Raw genomic sequence first — 16,535 nt, 5'->3', positions numbered from 1 at the left:
AACATGTTATATAACTTGCCAAACAAATGGAGATCGGCATGGTCGAGGATGTGGTCCGGACGCTGGGGTTTCTGTGCATGGGCAGCCGGCTGCGGCGCATCGCAGAGAGGCTGCAGGCCGATACGCAGCAGGTCATAGACGAGGCCGGTCTCGGCATCCAGGCGGGCCAATATCCATTCCTTGCAGCGATCGACCGGGCCGGACCGTTGACGGTCGGCGAGCTGGCGCAGGCGGTAGGCATCACCCAGCCCGGCGCAACGCGGACCACCGGCCAGCTTCTCGAACTCGGTTACGTCGACATGCAGCCGGCGCCGGATGATCAGCGCCGCAGACTGGTCTCGCTGACCGACAAGGGACAGGACCTCGTCGATCATTCGAAAAAGGTGATCTGGCCGCGCATCGCCGCCGCCGTTGCGGATCTCTGCGGCGATCTCAACGGGCCTATCCTCGAACAGCTCGCGGCCATCGAGGACGGGCTTGCGGCGGTTCCGCTTGCGCGCCGCAACGCCGCCAAGGAGGAACGATAATGCCCCATATCCTCGACCGACCCATCTGGAGCGCGCTGGAGACGGACCATGCCGATCTTGCCGAAGGCGGCAAGTCCGCGCGGCGATACCCACCCTCCATCGTGCCTTTCGCGGCGTCCGCCGACGACACGCCGGAGAGCCTCGACGCCCTGGAGAACCTGCCTTCGCGGGAGGAGAGCATGATTCTCGTCGAATCCGGGCCGATTGCCATTCCACCGGGTCTTGCCGTTATGACGGAGGCGTCGGTGGTCCAGATGGTGGCCGAGCGGCCCCATGGGCGGATTTCGGATTCCCGCATCGAGCCGCTGACGGAGACCGATGCCGCCGACATGCTGGCGCTGGCGACACTGACCAAACCCGGGCCGTTCACCCTGCGAGCCCAGAGCCTCGGCAGCTTCTGGGGGATCAGAAGCGAGGGCCGCCTGGTGGCGATGGCCGGGCAGCGGATGCGGCAGACCGGCTTTACCGAGCTTAGCGGGCTTTGTACCCATCCCGATTTTCAGGGGCGCGGCCTCGGCACCCTGCTCTTCCGTTTCGTCGCCGGCGAAATCGCATCCAGCGGCGACACGGCCTATCTGCATGCCTATGCGGCGAATACCTCGGCCATTTCTCTTTACGAAACGCAGGGCTTCGCTCTTCGCTCGGAAATGAACATGCGCGTGGTCAAACGCCGTTCCTGAACAGTGCTCGCGACCTATCGCACTGCCGGCGGCAGCACTTCGAATTTCCAGAATTTTTCCGGGCTGAAATAGGCCGTGGCAAACGCGCGGATATCTGCGGCGGCCACCTTGTCGTAGCCGCTGAGATTGTCGCGTATCCGGTCTAAGCCACGCGAATCCGTCTGAGCGTCGTGCAGATATTCGATCCAATATTCGTTACCCTGCTGCTGATGCTTCAGTGTCTCGATGATGGGTTCCCTGGCGCGGGCGAGCTCATCCGGGGAAACATCACGTGACCGCAGGTCCTTGGCGATCTCCTCGACAAGTGCGTAGAAGCGCGCGATCTTTGCCGGGTCTGTCTCGACGTAGAAATATGCGTAGCCGTAGCCGGGGACTTCCCGTGACAGGTCAACGTCGCCCTCCAGGACATAGCTTGCTCCTTCGACAATGCGAAACTGGTCGATCAACCTGTTCTGAAAAATCTGGGCGGCAATGTTGGCGGTGAAGGAGCGTGGCAGATTGGAAAGCAAATCGCCAATCGGAGCCCCTACCGCGGCGGCGGCGTTATCTGCCCTGCCGCTATGGGTCTTCACAACGGGTTTCTCGGTCGTCGCCGGAAAACGCACGTCGTCCCGATCGTTGCTCGACGCCGTCTCCGGGCGTGGCGGCAAGGCACCAAAAGTCTCAGCTGTCAGCCGGATTGCGTCGTCCACCGTCACGTCGCCGACGATGGTGATGTCGATCGGGCCGTTGGAGACCATAGGCCGGAACAGCGCCTCGAAAACGTCTGGCTTGGCGGCGGACAACTGCGCGCGGTCGGGGAAGGTCCAGCGCGGGTCGCCGGAATGCACGAGACTTGGGAAATCGCGGCTGACAACGCCGCCAGGCGTCGCCTCGTACTGATCGAGGCCGCTCAAATAGGCTTGCTGCACGCGCTTGAACGCCTCGGGACGGTAGGCGGGATCCGAGGTGTATGCGGTCATGAGCTGCAGTTGGGTCACAAGATCTTCCGTCCTTGTATGACCGTCGAACCTGAAGGAGCTGTCGCCGACCGAGAAGTCGATGCTGACGATGTTGGCTGTCAGTGCTTTCTGGATATCCTGGTAATCCATGGCCTTAACGCCGGACAGCACGACGGCCGGAGATGCCCAGATCGGGGCGGAAGGGTCGTTAGGCAGGCCTAGCCGACCGCGGCCAATATCTTCGCGCACCAGCACTTCGTTGGCGCGCAGCTTGGTTGGTTTGACGGTCAGCCGCACACCGTTGGAAAAGCGCACCATGGTCAAGCCGAGATCGACGACGGCGCGGCGTTCGATCACAGCGCCCGGCGCGCCGAAATGGGTGTAGAGCCAAGCGACGTCAGCTGCACCGGATGGTGCCGAGACGGCAACGGCATTTGAGGCGTCATAGACTTGGCGAACCGTGTCGGCTCCGCCCTCAGGTGATTGGGCCGTCTGGAGCACGACCTGCGGACCGTTGCCGGAGAACGCATGCTGCAAAGCCCGATTGATCTCGGCGGCCGTAACGCCGCTCGTCATCGTCTCGAACAGCGAGAGGTCTTCGGCGGGCGAGGTGAAGACCTGATCGTCATCGACGCTGCTCGCCAGCACCGAAGCAATGTCGGTGGTCATGCGCGTCGCGGCTCCGGCAGCCGCCGCCTGCAGGGCCGAGCGATAGTCGAGGATTTCGCGATCGATCTCCGCCTGTGTAGCGCCGAACTCCTGGATACGACGCTGTTCCTGGTCGATGGCTGCGAGCGCCGCCTGCCATTTGTCCGGCTGGGAGTTCGCCGCGATCAGGACCACATGCGCGGAATTGAGAATATCCTGGGAGCCGACGCCCGCACTGATGAAAGGGGCATTCGCCTTGCTGGCGATGGCGCTCACCCGGCGATTGAGCACCATGAGACCGAGATCTTCAATGAGCTGAGTGCGGCGTTTGGCGAAGGTGTCAGGCGCGGCGTCATAGGGACGCGTCCAGGCGATCTGTACGCTCGTCATGCCGCCGGGAACAACGATGAGGTCGGCGCTTTCGCCTTTCGTCTCCAGGGTGCCAAGATCCGGTTTTGTCGGCGTCGGACCCACGGCCTTCCAGTCACCGAAGCGCTGCCGGATTTCCGTTTCCATAGCGGCGGGGTCGATATCGCCCACCACTATCAGCGTTGCCCTATCGGGTCGGTAATTGGCCCGGTAATAATCACGAACCAGGTCGACGGGCGCGTTGCTGATGATGTCAACTTTACCAATCGGCACGCGCATGGTCGCGCGCCGACCGGCCAGCAGCGAATTCATGATGCCGAGCGCCGCGCGGTACTGCGGCGTATCACGCAACCGCTCTTCCGACAGGATGACGCCGCGTTCGCGATCGAAGGCGCTGGCATCAAGGCTCAGCTCGCTCGCCGTCTCTCGCATGAGCATCAAGCCCGTCGAAACAGTGTCTGCATCGACCTCAGGGAGGTCGAGTGCATAGACAGTCTCCTCATATGAGGTATTGGCGTTGGTGTCCGGCCCAAAGGCCAAGCCCTTGCGCTGCAAGATACGGACCATCTCCCCTTCGCCGACATGTGTCGAACCCTTGAAGGCCATGTGCTCCAGGACATGCGCCAAGCCCTGCTGGTCGTCGTTTTCGTCGAGCGAACCGGAGCCAATGCGAAAGCGGATAGCTGCCTGTCCGGGCGGCGTGACATTGCGCATGATCGCAAACCGCATACCGTTGGCGAGCGTGCCAAAATGTACATCGGACTCGGCTTGGATGTCGCTTTGCGTTTGTGGCCAAGACACGGACGGGCTGTCCGCATAAGCTGGCGACGTGAAGTTTGCGACAAGCGAGACCGCTGCAAGAAACCGCCACGCCGTGGAGCATTCCATTTTCTTGTGAGACATTCTTGTCCAGGTGATGAGAATGAAGGGGCAGATGGCTTCAATCCGACTATTCCACAGGTTGCATTTCCCATCAACTTCCATGTTTGTAATGAATAAGAAGTAGATGACTCTGCCTAGAACAGGATGATTTCAGGCCCGGTCGACCTAAAATCTGAATCCTGTTCTCAATTAAAGAGTTAGAGCCTGATGTCGTCCGAAAACCGCTCACACTTTTCGGCATCATAGTCTGGGTGTCAGACCAATGTCATCGAACCCGCCTAAGGGATTGCGCCTCGATGCTGTCACCAGGAGGCGTTTTCGATGGCGACATTGGAGCAGGTCGCGTTCAGGGCAGGATGCTCGCTGGCGACCGCAAGCCGCGTTCTCAACCGCAACGGACCGGCCAGCGATCTGATGGTGCGCAAGGTGCGCCGTGCGGCCGCAGAACTCGGCTATCGCCCGGGCGGCCTGTCTGCCGGCCGGCTCGGGCGCAGGCCCGTGGTCGGCGTGCTGATCCCGAGCATCACCAATCCGGTCTTTGCCTCGTCGCTGTCGAGCATTCAGAACCGCATGCTGGTGGCCGGGCATGGCGTCTTGATCGCCCAGTCGAATTACGATCCGGCGCGCGAGGCCGATGCCGTCGCCGCACTTTTGAACGACCGGCCGACCGGGCTGATCCTCACTGTCTGTGACCCCTCGACCAGCAAGGCGCTGCTTGCGAAGCTCCCGCCGACCGTGCTGCTCAACAACCTGCCGACGGCGCAGTTTCCGGCGGCCGTCACCGCCGACAATCGCGGCGCGGGCCGCGAGATCGCGACATTCCTGATCAGCATGGGCCATCGCCGCATTCTGTTTCTCTCCGGCAACTTCGCCGCCTCCGACCGTGCTCATCTTCGCTACCGCGGTTATCTCGACGCCATGGCGGAGAACGGGCTGACACCCCTCGATGCCGTGCAGATCCCGTTCGTCAGCGGCTATGATCAGCTCGATCTTGGCGTCACGATGACTTCGCTTGCGCCAACGGCGATCATCGCCTCCAACGATCTCCTGGCGCTCGGCGTCCTCGGCGCGCTGAAGCGCGAGGGGCTGTCGGTGCCTGGGGATGTTTCAGTCGCCGGCTTCGACGGCATCGCCATCGGCCGGCTGATCGATCCGCCGCTGACGACCATCGAAATGCCGGATGCCAGCATGGGGGCAACGGCCGCCTCGCTGCTTCTCGATATGGCGGAGAATGCCGCCCCTGCCCGCCATCTCGATGTCGCCTATACGCTTCGCCGCGGCGGCACCGTCCGCGCCATCTGACGCTTGCGAAACAACAAGGCCGCCACGCGCCCGGCGTGGCGGCCCTGCCCTGTTCCCGATCGGGAAGCCGATCAACTGCGCGGCAGCATGTCCTCGACATCGGCGGCTGCGTCGTCGAGCGCTTCCTTCGGTTCGGCCGACTGGTCGACGATGCGCGAGAGGTTGTCGACGATCGTCTGCGTGACCTTGACGCCGTTCGAGCCGGGGAAGGCATACCACGGGATCATCACCGGCATCTGGCTGAGGCCTGCCTGGAACAGCGGGTTCTGCTTGTAGAAGTCGCCGAGATAATCGGCCGATTTCGCGGCGAGCTCGTTGTTCGGGACATAGCCGGTACCGGGCACGACGACCGAGGCGCCGTAAGGGCCGGCGGCGAATTTGGCGAACTTCCAGGCAGCATCCTGCTTGGCGGCGTCATGTGTCAGGATGACGACGGCGTTGCCGCCGGTCGGCAGGCGGCCGTTCACCGGATCGATCAACGGAATCTTGGCGGTGCGCAGATCGAACTTGTTGCCGACATTCTTGATCGTGTTGCGCAGCGCGCCCGTTGTCTGGAACTCGAAACCGACCTTGCCGGCTGCGAAAGCCTGTTCGCCGGCGGCCTTGGTGAACACAGGCATGCCGCCTTCGGTGACCAGGCGATGCAGGACCTCGACGGCCTTCTGACCTTCCAGGCCGTTGAAGGCAACCTTGCTTTCGTCGTCGCTCAGCATCTTGCCGCCGGCGCCGAAGAGCAGTGCCGAAAACATCCAGTCGTCGCCCTGCCAGCGGTAATCAATGCCGTCGACGCCATTGCCGAGCGCCTTGATCTTGCCGCCGAGCGCGATGACCTCATCCCAGGTTTTCGGCGGGTTTTCAGGATCGCCACCGGCCGCCTTCACGAGATCGGCGTTGTAATACATGATCGGGTTGGAGGTCGCGAAGGCCAGACCAACCTGCTTGCCCTTGACCTGGGCGAGCTTGAGGATCGTGTCGGAGAACCCTTGCTCGGCCATGTTGCCGTCCTTCTGGACGAGCGGACCGAGGTCGACGGCGACGTCGCGTTCGTCGAGCATGCGCAGGCGGTTGAGGCCGATGAAGGTGATATCGGGCATCTCGCTGGTGCCGACCTGGCGAAGGATCGTCTGGATGCCTTCTTCATAGGTGGCCGACGGGCTGGCGAACTGGATCTTGATATCGGGATTTTCTTCCATGAACTTCTTCGAGATCGTGTCCATCACGTCCTTGAAGAAGCCCGGCATCGGGTAATGAACCGTTAGCGTCGTCTCGGCATGCGCGGGAAGCGCGATTGCCATCGAGACGGCCGCTGCGGCGAGAAGCTGGGTGATATGTTTCATCGCTCGTTCTCCTGGGTTGAAACCGGTCAGCCTTTGAGACCGGTCATGGTGATGCCCTCGACGAAGCGCTTCTGCGCAAGCAGGAAGGCGATGACGAGGGGAAGGGTAATGATGAGGGTCGCCGCCATCAGAGCGCCGTAGTCGTCGCCGGCCTCGGCGGCACGGAAATACATCAGGCCGAGCGGCGGCGTGGCGTAGTCCTGTTTGCTGATGACGATCAGCGGCCAATAGAGATCGTTCCAATGGGCGACGACCGAAAAGATGGCAAAGGCGGTGACACCAGGCCAGGCATTCGGCACGATGACGCGGGCGACGATGCCGAGTTCCGACATGCCATCGAGACGCGCGGCATGGATCAGATCGTCAGGCATGGCGCGGAAGAACTGCAGGAACATGAAGATCGCGAAGACCGAAATGGTGAAGGGCGCGACAAGGGCGGCATAGCTGTTGAGCAGCGCGGCGCGGTCGAAGGCGACATAGAGCGGCAGCGCGGTCGCATGGATCGGCACCAGCAAGCCGAGCATGACAAGCACCATCATGGCGCGGGCAGCACCGAAGCGCAGCTTCGCCATGGCGTAGGCGCAAGGGATCGCCACCAGCACCTGGAAGAAGAAGATCAGCCCGCACACGACGACGCCGTTCCACAACAGCTGCGCCATCGGCACCCGGCTCAAGGCCTTGGTGAAATTCTCGACATAGGTCAGGTGTGCCGGGATCAGCGACAGCGACGAGGTGAAGATGTCGCTTTGGGCCTTGCCGGCCGTGGATATCATGAAGACGTAGGGCGACAGGAAGATCATCGCGCCTAAGGAAAGAAGGGTCAGGCGGATGATCCTGCCGAGGGAAAAAGCGCTCGTCATCATGTGTAATGCACCCGGCGATCGAGAACGCGGTACTGCAGGAACATCAGCACCACCAGGATCAGCAGAAAGACCACCGTCATCGCCGAGGCATAACCGACGCGCAGATAGACGAAGCCTTCCTGGTAGATCGTGAAGAGCAGCACTTCCGACGCCTTGTTCGGGCCGCCGTCAGTCAGCGTCTTCACCGTTTCGAAGACCTTGACTGAATTGGTGATGCTGATGGTGATGACGAAGAGCGTCGTCGGCCCGAGCATCGGCCAGGTCACCAGCAAGAAGCGGTCGAGGGAGGATCTGGCCCCATCCACCTCGGCGGCCGCGTAAAGCTCGCGCGGGATCGCCGTCAGTCCGGCCAGGAACAGCACCATGTTGAATCCGGCCGATTGCCAGACGCCGATGATCGAGAGGCTGTAAAGCACCGTGCCGGAGCTGCCCAGCCAGTTCGGGCCGGGAAGTCCGACGAGGGCGAGCAATGCATTGACCGGCCCGATTGTGGGGTGGAACATATATTGCCAGACGGTCGCCATGGCGACGATCAAGGAGGCGACCGGCAAGAAATAGGCGGTGCGGAAGAAGCTGCGCGCCTTGGTCTCGCTCTCGATGAGCATGGCGATGCCAAGGCCGAGAAGGATCGAGACCGGTGCGACGATCGTGGTATAGATTGTCGTATTCCAGAGCGACTTGCGAAACGTCCGGTCGGTGATCAGGTGCGCGTAATTCTCGAAGCCGACGAAACGGAACTTGCCGTAGCCGAGTTCGAAATCGGTGAAGCCGAGCACGATGACAGCTGCGACCGGCAGAAGCACGAAGAGCAACATCAGGACCATCGCCGGCATCACCAGCATCCAGGCGATGCGGGCCTCGCTGCGCCGATGCGCAACGGCGGCATCGTGCGGCACGGCCATGGAGACGATGCTAGCCATGCGCCCTCTCCCGCTGGGCATCGCTATTGGCGAGCCCGGCATCGCTTGAAGCGAGCCCGGCATCGGCAGCGCCGAGCCCGGCATCACCCGTTGCAACGCCGCCGGGCAGCCGGCTGCCGTCCTCGGCAAAGATCAGCGTGCGGCCGGGCGAAAGCCGCAGCCCGACCGGATCGCCGGCCACAAGGCCGGAGGCTTCGGCCGGTTGAACCTTGACAACGATAGTCTCGCCGATCGCCTCGAGCCGGCAATGGAGGATGACTTCGGAGCCCAGGAATTCGACGCGCTCGATCCGGGCGGCAAGGCCGTCATGTCGGCTTTTGGAAAGAAAGACGAATTCGGGGCGAATGGCGATCGTGACCGGCATCTTTCTGTCGGGCAAATTTTCAAGCGTCAGGCGCAGGCCGCCGCAGAGAACGACGCCGCCTTCGGCAAAGGCCGGCAGCAGGTTGATGCGCGGCTGGCCGATGAAGCGGGCGACCTCGATATGGGCGGGATCGTCGTAGATGACCTCAGGGCTGGCGATCTGCAACAGCTTTCCGCCCATCATCACGGCGACACGGTCGGCCATGGAAAGCGCTTCCGCCTGGTCGTGGGTGACATAGAGCGTCGGCACGCCGGCGCGGCGATGCAGGTCGACGATCTCGCCGCGGGCGTGAACGCGCAGATTGGCGTCGAGATTGGAGAGCGGTTCATCCATCAGGAAGATGCTCGGCTGGCGCACCATGGCGCGGGCCAGCGCCACGCGCTGACGCTGGCCGCCCGACATCTGGCCGGGCTTGCGGTCGAGCAGGTGATCGATCTTCAGCGACGTCGCCATATCCCTGACGTCGCGGGCGATCGCCCTGCGGGTGGCGCGCTGGCCCGGCATCAACGACCCGATGAAGGGCAGCCGCTGCATCCTAGACAGCCGGCGCATCGCCAAGGGCACGGCGATATTCTCAGAGGCCGTCAGATGCGGATAGAGCGCGTAGGACTGAAAGACCATGGCGATGTTGCGGTCGGCTGCCGCAACGCCGGACATGTCCTGCCCGCCGATCAGGATCTCGCCTTGGTCGGCGTGGTCGAGGCCGGCAAGGACGCGCAACAGCGTGCTCTTGCCGCAGCCGGAAGGGCCGACCAGCGCGATGAATTCGTCGGCGGCGACATCCAGGCTGACGCCATCGAGGATCTGGTTGCCACCGAAAGCCTTGGTAATGCCGCGAAGCGAGAGCGCGCTCATTCGACCGGTTCCCGCTGCTTCACCGCCTGGGGATAGACTTCGTGCACGACATCGTCGAGCACATGTGCGGTCATGCCGGGAACGGCAACGATCGTGCTTTCGACACCAGTATCGAATTCATGGACGACCGCACCGATCAGGCGTTCGCCCGGCATCTCGCGCTCCATCTTGTCAATGATGAAGGCGGCCGACGGACCCCATGTCAGTTGGGTATTGTCGAAGCGACCCTGCCAGGCCCAGTGGAGATGGCCGCTCGCAAACAGCGCCACGTCATGAGCCGCGATCAGATCATAGAGCCGCCGGCGTTGAGACGGGCGAACACTCCAATATCCGGTATCACCTTCATCTGGCGCGTCGACGAATAGCGGCTTGTGCGCAAAGAGCGCAACGCGTCGCCCTGCCCTGTCGGAAAGCGCCTGAGCTAGCCATTCGAACTGGGCTTCCTCCTCCTCGTCCTCGTGACCAAGAAGCAGCGAGTTCAATCCGATGAAGCGCCAGCGGGCCGCATCCTCCAGCCAGCGGTCGTCGCCGGCAAGGCTGCGCCAGCGGGACAGCCGCTCGGCATTGACGGGCTGGTTCGATCCCTTGAGGTGCCCGACATCGTGATTGCCGGGGACCATCAGCATCGGGATAGACACCTGGCGCATCAGATCCATCGAAAAGGTGATGTCTGCGTCCTTGTCGGCGCCGTCGACGGTGAGGTCGCCGGTATGGACGATCAGGTCTGCGCCAGTCTCTTCGATCCAGGTCAGAAGCGGCGCCCAGTTGCCATTGAAATGCGGCTTGTCGGGGCTGAAATGGGTGTCGGTGATCTGAATGATTTTCATGGGTGCGTCTCCGAGAGGTCGGCAGCGCCTCACGAGCGCGCCCTTCTCGTGCCCTCTCTAGAAGGCTCCCATGTCAATCACACAGCTGAAGTTTTCAGCTGTTTCTCAGTTTTGACATCAATCTGTCATCCAACAAGAAGGCTGCCGACGGGAACCGAGGCAGCCTTCGCCTGCATTTGGATTTGAGATTGCGTTGAAATCAGTGCCGTGGCGCGTTGGCGGGAATGGACGATACCGTTGCCGAGACAGGGTCGCTTGCAGGAAAGCTGTCCTCGAGTCCTTCATCGAGTTCCTCTTCCAGCGTTTGCCTGTCGCCGGCCGAACGCGCACTCGGCTGGCCGATCAAGCCCTTGCTGCCTTCGTCGAAATTGCCGTTGCTCAAGGCATCGTAACGGTTGATGCTGCCGTCTGCTTCCCCGCCGGCAAAGGCGGTCAGCTGAACCATCATGACTTTGGCGTGGTCGACCGCCGTCGTATCATCGAGTTCGCCATTGGAGTTGTCGATTTTGACGGAAATCGATTCTCCTCCCTCGCCTAAAAATTCTACGGTGAAAGTGTCACCGGTCTGTGTCACTCGCGTATCGATCAACTGCATGGAAGCCTCCTGTGTTCATGCATCTCAACGGCAAGCAAGCTCCGGAGTTCCATTTCAAAGCAAGCGATCGGCCCTCGGGACCATGGGGCCGCTCGGAACAAAAAGCGGCGATGCGAGTTCACACGCAGTTCAACAGGTTGCCATCCATGCCGAAATTGCCGCTGTCGCCTTCCGGGAAACGCTCGTTCTCCACTATTCCCGCCGACCAGAAACTCGCTTTGATATCGAGCTATTCGGAGACGCTGCGTAAGCTCGCCAGATCGACCGAGGCGGTCGGACGCGCAGATATGCTGCCGAGGCTGATCCAGGTGGCGGACGGACTGGACAGTATGGCAACCGCGATTGCCGAGACGGAGGCCGGAGCCGAGGTGATGGCGCGCGCAGCGCGGCTGATCCGGGCGACCGAGGGGATGCTGGCGTCAATGTCCTCGTCATCAGTCGTCCACTAATGTCACCCCTTGCGAGAATGACGGGATCGATGCAGCAATGCTCTTGCCCTCAAGCTTTATGGTTAATTTATTAATAATTCGGGGTTTATAAGCGGAACCAGACGGCCTTTTCGAGTGTTGATGGTGCGCCGTGGAGGAACCCCGATGATCCTTAAAATTCTTGCCCCCAAGATCGATGCCGATTGCAATGACACCGGCACCTGGCCTGATGGGATCTTCGCTGAAAACCGCATCGACCTTTCCGCTCGCAGCGACGGGCGCCGTCGCTCGCCGCATGAGCGCGACTACGGCAATGACAGGAAAGTCGAAAATCTACCGCTCGGCTTTGCCTGAGCGTTCCGGGCGTGGCGCGTCACAGCCTGCGAAAGACCAGAACGCCTGATGCCGGCAGCACGGCATTCAGCACTCCCGCCGTGGCTCTGATTTTTCCGCCGCCATTGCCGACATTCCAGCCGCCATATTTGTCAGCATCGGTATTGAAGATCTCCTCCCAGAGGCCATCGCCCAGACGTTCGCTGTACAGCCGATAGCCGTGTTCGAAGGGAGCGTCGTTCAGCGACCCCACAACGAGGAAATCCTCGCCGTCATTCCATCGATGAAACGCGATCACTCGATTTTCGTCGTGAACCAGGGGTGTGGCGATGTTACGGGAGCGAATGGCGTCCTGACGGATGCTGAGCGCGATCAGATCGCGATAACAGCTGAGCATCCCTGCGCCGCGGCCTTCCGCTTCGCCGAGAATATTCTCCCGGTTCTCGAGGAAATCATTGTAGCGATAGGGCTTCCGGGCGCCGATTTCCTCGCCCATGAAAAACATTGGCGTACCCGGTGATAGCAGCGTCATCGCCGCCGCGAACCGGGATCTCGCCTCCGCCCACGCCTTGGTCTCACCGACAACAGGCGCGAAATTGACCGCGATCACAGCAGTGCGCGCCGACCCCTCGCGATTGCCGCAATCGTCATGCGATTGGTTGTAGACCACCTTGGAGTGCGCGCTCGTCTGCAATGCACTGGCAAGAGACGACATGGTCAGCGCCCGCTTGTCCCCGAAACCGGCATTCTTCAGAAGCTGCGCCTGCGCGCCGCCGTGATATTCGACCAGATTGTGATGAAAATCGCCGTACCAGGTCGCATCGAAGCCGAGCCCGTCACCAGTCAGGCTTGGCTCCGTCATCGCCGACCAGTCGGAATAGTCCTCGGCCGTCAGGAAAAGCTGCGGCTTGATCAGCCGCATCGTCCGGGTCCACTGCTTCAGGAATTTGGCGCCGAAGGCTGCGGCCCGATCGGCGCGCCGTCCATCGGCATGCAGGACCGGATATTGATGGATCGAACTTGTCTGATCGAGCCGGAAACCATCGATATGGCAGACCGAGACGAGAAAGGCCGCACTCGAGATGAAAAGCTGTCGCACCGCTTCCTCATGGAAGCGGGGCGCCCATCCCGTGGAGATGTTGTCGATGTAGCCGCCTGTCGGATCGGCGTAATCGCCGGGACGTCCCGCGTACCAATAATAGATATTGCGGGTGTGATCGTTGGAATCATAGGCCCATTGCGCCCGCTCGCCATCCGGATCGAAGTGATTGTAACAGACATCGAGGATGACGGCGATGCCGCGCTGGTGGCAGGCCTTGACGAAAATCTTCAGCCGGTCGGTGCCGCCGGCCCCTTGATCGGCGGCAAAGAAATGCGACGTGCCGTAACCCCAGTTGGCTCGGGTCTCGAATTCCGCAATCGGCAGCAGCTCCACGGCGTTGACGCCGAGCGCCGAGAGATGCTCGACGAAGGCGATGGCATCATCAAGCGTCCCCGGCGCGGCCTTGCCGAAACCGAGTGCGCCGACGTGCAATTCGTAGATCACCAGATCCTCGAGCCGATCGGGAAGCTTTCGGCCGCCGACGAATTCGTCGGCCCAGAACGCCTCGGCGGCAAGCTCTTGCCCCGACGGTAGCACCACCCGCTTCAGGTCGCAGACGACCGAACAGCTTTGCGGTCCGTCCAATGCCGCCGGCGATCCGTGATAGGCGGCTCCGTCGGGATCGAAGTCTCCGGCGCCGATCTGCATGAGGGACCAGATATCGGTGCGGTAGGCGAGCGATCCATCATCCTTGGTGATGCGGTACATATAGGCCGTGCCGACCATGCTGTCGAAATCGGAGAGGCTGTCGTCGTCGCCGGTTTCGACGCTCCAGAATTCATCAACGGTCCTGCGCATCCCGATGGTTGCGAGCGCTCCGGTGCCGTCATCGGCGATATAGCCGACGGCCGGATCGGCGAGCACGAGCAAGACGTCCCTGGCGTTCGGCGCCCAGACCGAAATGCGGATGCCGTCAACACCGTCGCGCCTTTCAACCCGGTTTGCCCCCAGACGGCCGATCCATGTCAGATAATAGGTCTGCGGCGCTATCCCCTGCTGGAGATCAAAGGAGCGTTCGCGACGCGTCGAGGCCTCGTCGTCCAATTCGGCGGCGATCGCCCACAGGCTTGAAGCGCCGGGTCGATCGAGTTCGATCCCCCAGCGAAAATGCGTGCCGATCTCGTCATCGGGAAAGGGAACCCTGATGACAAAGACATCATAGCCATCCTCGTCACGAGAGCGTTGCATTGGAACAGATGTCCACTCGTTCGAGGGGCGGCCTTGTTCGTCCCAACTGCCGCGGAGACGGACATTGTCGAACGCCATCGAGGGCAAGCCGCAGCGAAACCGGAATTGAACATTGACGGTCATCGGATCCTCCAAAACCATGTCGGATTTCGCCAGACTCTGCCTATGGGCCGTCCCACTCGGGCATGATCAGCCGGCCGGACGAAAAAATGCAAGCGCAGATTTTATAATAAATACAATCCGAAACGGGCCACATTCGCAACAACATATCATGGTTAACGAGACCGCGCCGCACGACCCTCCTCGTGTATTAAATCGAATTGGCATCAACAAATAGGGATTCATTCCCATCGCCAATTCCCTCGTAAACTGGGAGAAGAACTTATGGCTCAAGCCGTTAGAATAAACGATATTATTCGTTCCTTTGGAATTGACACGCATATCGACTACACCGACGGGAAATATTCCAGTGTCGGAGAAGTTGTTAAGGCTCTCGACTATCTTGGTCTTGATACAGTCCGCGATCACGCCCCCAACTCCGCTTCCGATCCCAACGGCCAAACGCATCTCGGCGATGCGGCCGAAGCCGGCGTGCAATTCGTCTTCAGCGCCCAGCGGGAAGTCGACCCCGCCGCCGTGGCCCAGCGATTGCATGCCTTCGTGCAGGCCCATCCCGGGTCGGTCGTCGGCATCGAAGGTCCGAACGAGGTCAACAACTGGCCGGTCAGCTACCATGGCCTGAGCGGCCAGGCCGCAGCGGTCGCCTATCAGAAGGACCTGTCTGCCGCCGTCAATACCGATCCTTTGCTGAAGAACATCCCGGTCCTCGGCTTTACCGGATATACCGTCGCTTCCGCCTCCGACTACACGACGATCCACACCTATGCGAAGGATGGCGACCAGCCATTCTCATGGCTTTCCCGAGAATCCGGCGTTCAGCGCGCTGCCGATCCGGGCAAGCCGCTGGCGATCACCGAAACCGGTTACCACACCTCGCTCACCGCCGACACCAATGGCGGCTGGGAAGGCGTCAGCGAAGCGACGCAGGCAAAACTCCTGCTCAATACGCTGATGGACGGCGCCGCACTTGGATCGAAACAGACGTTCATCTACGAGCTGCTAGACGCCTATTCCGATCCGCAGGGCACCAATCAGGAAAAGCATTTCGGCCTTTTTCATCTCGACTATTCCGCCAAACCGGCTGCGACAGCGATCCACAATCTGACCGAAATCCTTGCGGATGACGGCGCTCAGAAGGCGAACTTCAGCACGGGGACCCTCAATTATTCGATCGACGGCCTGCCGTCCTCGGCCCGGAGCCTGCTGACGGAAAAATCGGACGGAAGCTACCAGATCACCATCTGGAACGAGCCCGATATCTGGAACCAGTCCTCCGACACGGCCATTCAGGCCGCAACCACAGCCGTCAAAGTCAATCTCGGCGCCTCGTTCGGCTCCGTTAAGGTCTTCGACCCGGTCTCCGGAACGACGGCGATCAAAAGCCTCAGCAACGTCTCGTCGCTGACGCTCGATGTCGTCGACCATCCCGTTATCATCGAGGTAGCAGGCAGCGGCGCCAGCACGCCGCCGGCCACCAACCATCTCTATGGCGGCACCGGCAACGACACCTTCATCGTAACCAATGCGAATCAAATCGTCGACGAAAGCCGGGGTGGCGGAACGGATACCGTCAAGGCTTCGATCTCCTTCAGCTTGGCTGATCAGAAGCATACGGTCGGAACGGTCGAAAACCTCACCTTGACCGGGACGGCCAATATCAGCGCGACCGGCAACAATACGGCCAACATTCTCACCGGCAACGACGGAAACAATTCCCTCAACGGCGGGAAAGGGAACGACCGATTGATCGGCGGGCTCGGAAACGACAAGCTGATCGGCAAGGCCGGTGCTGACGTTCTCACCGGCGGCGGCGGCGGCGATTCCTTCGTCTTCGACGTGAAGCCCGACAATACCAGCGTCGACAAGATTCGGGATTTTTCCTCCACGGCGGGCGACAAGCTGATGCTCGATCATTCAATTTTCGCCGAGCTCAGCCTATCCGGATTTTCGGATGAGAATTTCGTTCTCGGAACGAAAGCGCTCGAGGCTGATGATAAGCTGATCTACGATAAGGCGAGCGGCATTCTATCCTATGACGCGGATGGAAGTGCGGCGGGCGCGGCCATCCATGTCGCGGATCTCGATAATTCCGCAGCACTTAACTTCAAAGACTTCCTGCTTGTCTGACCCGGTTGGCCCGTCGCCTTTCAGGCGGCGGGCCGACAGCGTCACGGGCGGTCGCATCTCTCCCTCTTGCCGGAGCCTAAATCCCGGCCACATTCTCCGTTGACACTACTCGTGCCGCAACGGAGAA

Annotated in this window: 14 protein-coding genes; 6 read left to right on the top strand and 8 right to left on the bottom strand. The window is 61.2% G+C overall.

Annotated features, from left to right (window positions below; all coding sequences use genetic code 11):
- Positions 1-38: 38 nt before the first annotated feature.
- A complete protein-coding gene (locus tag RLCC275e_RS09935) occupies positions 39-527 on the top strand; it encodes a MarR family winged helix-turn-helix transcriptional regulator (RefSeq protein WP_033182772.1) in 489 nt (162 codons plus the stop codon).
- Complete coding sequence (locus tag RLCC275e_RS09930) at positions 527-1,207, top strand: GNAT family N-acetyltransferase (protein ID WP_033182659.1); 681 nt, start codon at positions 527-529, stop codon at positions 1,205-1,207. The genes RLCC275e_RS09935 and RLCC275e_RS09930 overlap by 1 nt, the downstream gene beginning before the upstream one ends.
- A gap of 14 nt (positions 1,208-1,221) precedes the next feature.
- Here RLCC275e_RS09930 and RLCC275e_RS09925 read toward each other — a convergent pair whose 3' ends face one another.
- Positions 1,222-4,068, bottom strand: a complete 2,847-nt coding sequence (locus tag RLCC275e_RS09925) for a M16 family metallopeptidase (protein WP_130707620.1) — start codon at positions 4,066-4,068, stop codon at positions 1,222-1,224.
- A 300-nt stretch (positions 4,069-4,368) separates the two neighbouring features.
- Between RLCC275e_RS09925 and RLCC275e_RS09920 the strand changes: the two genes are divergently transcribed.
- On the top strand, positions 4,369-5,349 hold the full coding sequence (locus tag RLCC275e_RS09920) for a substrate-binding domain-containing protein (RefSeq protein WP_033182658.1): 981 nt from the start codon (positions 4,369-4,371) through the stop codon (positions 5,347-5,349).
- A 71-nt stretch (positions 5,350-5,420) separates the two neighbouring features.
- On the opposite strand, the gene RLCC275e_RS09915 is transcribed toward RLCC275e_RS09920, so the two are convergent.
- The 6 genes from RLCC275e_RS09915 to RLCC275e_RS09890 form a co-directional block, all read right to left on the bottom strand.
- Positions 5,421-6,686: an ABC transporter substrate-binding protein gene (locus RLCC275e_RS09915; RefSeq protein ID WP_033182657.1), complete on the bottom strand. Its 1,266-nt coding sequence runs from the start codon at positions 6,684-6,686 to the stop codon at positions 5,421-5,423.
- Positions 6,687-6,712: 26 nt separating this feature from the next.
- Positions 6,713-7,549: a carbohydrate ABC transporter permease gene (locus tag RLCC275e_RS09910; RefSeq protein WP_033182656.1), complete on the bottom strand. Its 837-nt coding sequence runs from the start codon at positions 7,547-7,549 to the stop codon at positions 6,713-6,715.
- Entirely contained in the window at positions 7,546-8,469 is a 924-nt protein-coding gene (locus RLCC275e_RS09905; protein ID WP_033182655.1) for a carbohydrate ABC transporter permease, read from the bottom strand. Before RLCC275e_RS09905 ends, RLCC275e_RS09910 begins: the two co-directional genes overlap by 4 nt.
- A complete protein-coding gene (locus tag RLCC275e_RS09900; protein WP_033182654.1) occupies positions 8,462-9,688 on the bottom strand; it encodes an ABC transporter ATP-binding protein in 1,227 nt (408 codons plus the stop codon). The genes RLCC275e_RS09905 and RLCC275e_RS09900 overlap by 8 nt, the downstream gene beginning before the upstream one ends.
- A complete protein-coding gene (locus RLCC275e_RS09895; protein WP_033182653.1) occupies positions 9,685-10,515 on the bottom strand; it encodes a metallophosphoesterase family protein in 831 nt (276 codons plus the stop codon). The genes RLCC275e_RS09900 and RLCC275e_RS09895 overlap by 4 nt, the downstream gene beginning before the upstream one ends.
- Before the next feature lie 199 nt (positions 10,516-10,714).
- Positions 10,715-11,110, bottom strand: a complete 396-nt coding sequence (locus RLCC275e_RS09890; RefSeq protein ID WP_033182652.1) for a hypothetical protein — start codon at positions 11,108-11,110, stop codon at positions 10,715-10,717.
- A gap of 146 nt (positions 11,111-11,256) precedes the next feature.
- Here RLCC275e_RS09890 and RLCC275e_RS09885 point away from each other — a divergent pair, with 146 nt between their 5' ends.
- Entirely contained in the window at positions 11,257-11,559 is a 303-nt protein-coding gene (locus tag RLCC275e_RS09885; protein ID WP_033182771.1) for a hypothetical protein, read from the top strand.
- A 144-nt stretch (positions 11,560-11,703) separates the two neighbouring features.
- On the top strand, positions 11,704-11,892 hold the full coding sequence (locus RLCC275e_RS09880) for a hypothetical protein (RefSeq protein WP_033182651.1): 189 nt from the start codon (positions 11,704-11,706) through the stop codon (positions 11,890-11,892).
- Between the two features lie 19 nt (positions 11,893-11,911).
- On the opposite strand, the gene RLCC275e_RS09875 is transcribed toward RLCC275e_RS09880, so the two are convergent.
- Positions 11,912-14,284: an alpha-amylase family glycosyl hydrolase gene (locus tag RLCC275e_RS09875; protein WP_033182770.1), complete on the bottom strand. Its 2,373-nt coding sequence runs from the start codon at positions 14,282-14,284 to the stop codon at positions 11,912-11,914.
- A gap of 261 nt (positions 14,285-14,545) precedes the next feature.
- On the opposite strand from RLCC275e_RS09875, the gene RLCC275e_RS09870 reads away from it, so the two are divergent.
- Positions 14,546-16,408, top strand: a complete 1,863-nt coding sequence (locus tag RLCC275e_RS09870) for a calcium-binding protein (RefSeq protein ID WP_033182650.1) — start codon at positions 14,546-14,548, stop codon at positions 16,406-16,408.
- Positions 16,409-16,535: the final 127 nt, after the last annotated feature.

This window comes from Rhizobium brockwellii, from assembly GCF_000769405.2.
GTDB classification, from domain to species: Bacteria; Pseudomonadota; Alphaproteobacteria; order Rhizobiales; family Rhizobiaceae; genus Rhizobium; species Rhizobium brockwellii.
The sequence above is the reverse complement of the archived record's forward strand: the minus strand, read 5'-3'. Positions and strand labels throughout refer to the sequence as shown.